Raw genomic sequence first — 2,786 nt, 5'->3', positions numbered from 1 at the left:
CATAGTAACTGCCCACTTAGCCAGAAATATACGATTCCATTCGGCCAACTACTTATAATTTGCTGATTTACACATCACAGGATATTTTTGAGAAGAAGTATTAATCTCGAATTATTTCCGAAAATAAACTATTCATAAAAGCTCATGAAAGCAAAGCCCAAATGCACGATCTATTTGAAATGCTCAGGGTATCACAATTTATGATACGGATTCAGAAAGGTTGTTTGATAAATAACCAAACAAAATTCAAATTAATTCGGACGACCAAACACATATTTGTTCAATATTTATCTTTTTCAGGATTATTGAGTAGCAGTTTCACTTTTAAAATGGAGTGAATAAATGAACCAGGCCGTCAATTTGCCAAGTTCTTCGATACCTCAACAATGCACTTTTTGCCCACAAAAAGATTCAAGTCAATTTGGTGGGCGTTCACTGGTAACAACAAAGTGCAAATTGCATCATATGGGTCACTTGGAATGTATACGAGACAATGCTGAATCATTGAGTAATCGGGATAATTGTGAATGCAAACCCGGTATGCCCTTGGTTCGAAATTCCAGGCCATTGTTAGAGGATGCCTGCCTGGGGGAGGACCTGGAAGCTCTCAAGATGGGACTTGAACTGAAACCTGAAGGCGATATTACCTCTGCTCTTTCAGCTGCAGCAAGAAATAATCGCTCCCTGGGGATTGTGGCTTTCCACGCAGCTGCTTTTGCAGGCCACACAGGGGCCATCCGGATATTGCTGGACATTCCCTCCTGCCTGGCCGAAGAGAAGGATAGCTATGGCCAAACGGTTCTGCACAAAGCTGCTTATCAGGGCCACACAGAGGCCATCCAGATATTGCTGGATAATATCCCCTCCCTGGCCGAAAAGAAGGATAGCTATGGCCAAACGGCTCTGCATAAAGCTGCTTATCAAGGCCACACAGAGACTATCCAGACATTGCTGGGCATTGCCCCCTCCCTGGCCGAAAAAAAGGATGGCTATGGCCAAACGGCTCTCCACCTGGCTGCTCATAAAGGGCACACACAGGCGATCGAGTCATTGCTGGGCATTGCCCCCTCCCTGGCCAAAATGAAGAATAACAATGGCCATACGCCGCTCCACGTAGCTGCTTTTGAAGGCCGCGTAGCGACCATCCAAAAATTGCTGAACATTGACCCCTACCTGGCCAGGGATAAGGATAAGTCTGGCCGAACGGCTCTCCACTTCGCTGCCCGTCAAGGCCACACAGGGGCCATACACGCACTGGTGAGTATTATTGCCCCCTCCCTGGCCAAGGATAACGATGGCACAACGGCTCTACACGCAGCTGCTTATGGGGGCCACACAAAGGCCATCCATACATTGCTGAAGATTGCCCCCTCCCTGGCAGAACAGAAAAATAAAAATGGCACAACAGCTCTCCACTGCGCTGCTTGTGGAGGCCACACAGAGATCATCCAGACATTGCTGGAGATTGCCCCCTCCCTGGCCGAAGAGAGGGATAACGATGGCCAAACGGCTCTGCACAAAGCTGCTGACAAAGGCCATACTGAAGCCATCCAGACATTGCTGGACCGTGCCCTGGTCGAAAAGCAGGATAGCCATGGCCAAACGGCCCTCCACTTCGCTGCTCGTCAAGGCCATACAGAGGCTATCCAGAGATTGCTGAAAAGTGCTCCCTCCCTGGCCGAAATGAAGGATAACGATGGCCAAACGGCTCTCCACCTGGCAGCTCGTCAAGGCCATACAGAGACCGTCCAGACATTGCTGAAGCGTACCCTGGTCAAAGTGAAGGATAACGATGGCGAAACGGCTCTCCACTTTGCTGCTTATGGCGGCCACAAAGAGGTCATCCTGACATTAATGGGCAATGACCCCTCACTGACCGAAGACAAGGATAAGTCAGACCGGGCGGTTCTCCACTTCGCTGCTTATGGAGGCCACAAAGAGGTCATTCAGACATTGCTGCAGATTAACCCCTCCCTGGTCAAAGTGAAGGATAACGGTGGCAAAACGGCTCTCCATTTCGCTGCTTATGGAGGCCACACTGAAGCCGTCCAGACATTGCTGGAAAATGACTCCTCCCTGGCCGAAAAGAAGGACAAGTCAGACCAAACGGCTCTCCACGCAGCTGCTTATGGAGGCCACACGAAGGTTATCCAGACATTGCTGAAGAGTGCTCCCTCCCTGACCGAAAACAGGAATAAATTAGGCTGGACGGCTCTGCACACAGCTGCCGATCAAGGCCACACAAGGGCCGTCCGGACCTTGCTGGACAAAGCCCCCTCCCTGGCCAAAGTGAAGGATAAGTTATCAGACCAGACGGCTCTGCACAAAGCTGCTTCTAATGGCCACACAGGGGTCATCCATGCATTGCTGGACATTATCCCCTCCCTGGCCGAAGAGAAGGATAGCAACGACCAAACGGCTCTTGACCTGGCTGCTGACAAGGGCCACGCAAAGGCCATCCGGACATTGCTGATCAGAGCCCCCTCCCTGGCCGAAGCCAAGGATAATTTACTACGCCGGACGGCTCTGCACATAGCTGCTTCCAATGGCCACACAAGGGCCATGCAGACATTGTTGACCATTGCCCCCTACCTGGCCGAAAGGAAGGATAGCTATGGCAAAACGGCGCTACACTTGTCTGCTTCTAATAACTGCACAAAGGCCATCCGGACATTGCTGAAGATTCACTCCGCGCTGGCCAAAGAGAGGGATAAGAAAGGCCAGACGGCTCTGCACACAGCTGCTGGTAAAGGCCACACAGAGGCCATCCGGACATTGCTGGAGAT

At 50.8% G+C, this 2,786-nt stretch carries 1 protein-coding gene; it reads left to right on the top strand.

Going from position 1 to position 2,786, the window contains the following annotated elements; translation table 11 throughout:
- Positions 1-546 precede the first annotated feature (546 nt).
- A partial coding sequence (locus KDK14_RS11945) for an ankyrin repeat domain-containing protein (RefSeq protein ID WP_257265349.1) occupies positions 547-2,786 on the top strand: 2,240 nt, incomplete at its 3' end.

The organism is Endozoicomonas sp. ONNA2 (genome assembly GCF_024606365.1).
Classification (GTDB): Bacteria; Pseudomonadota; Gammaproteobacteria; order Pseudomonadales; family Endozoicomonadaceae; genus Endozoicomonas.
This window is presented reverse-complemented; position numbering and strand designations above follow the sequence as displayed.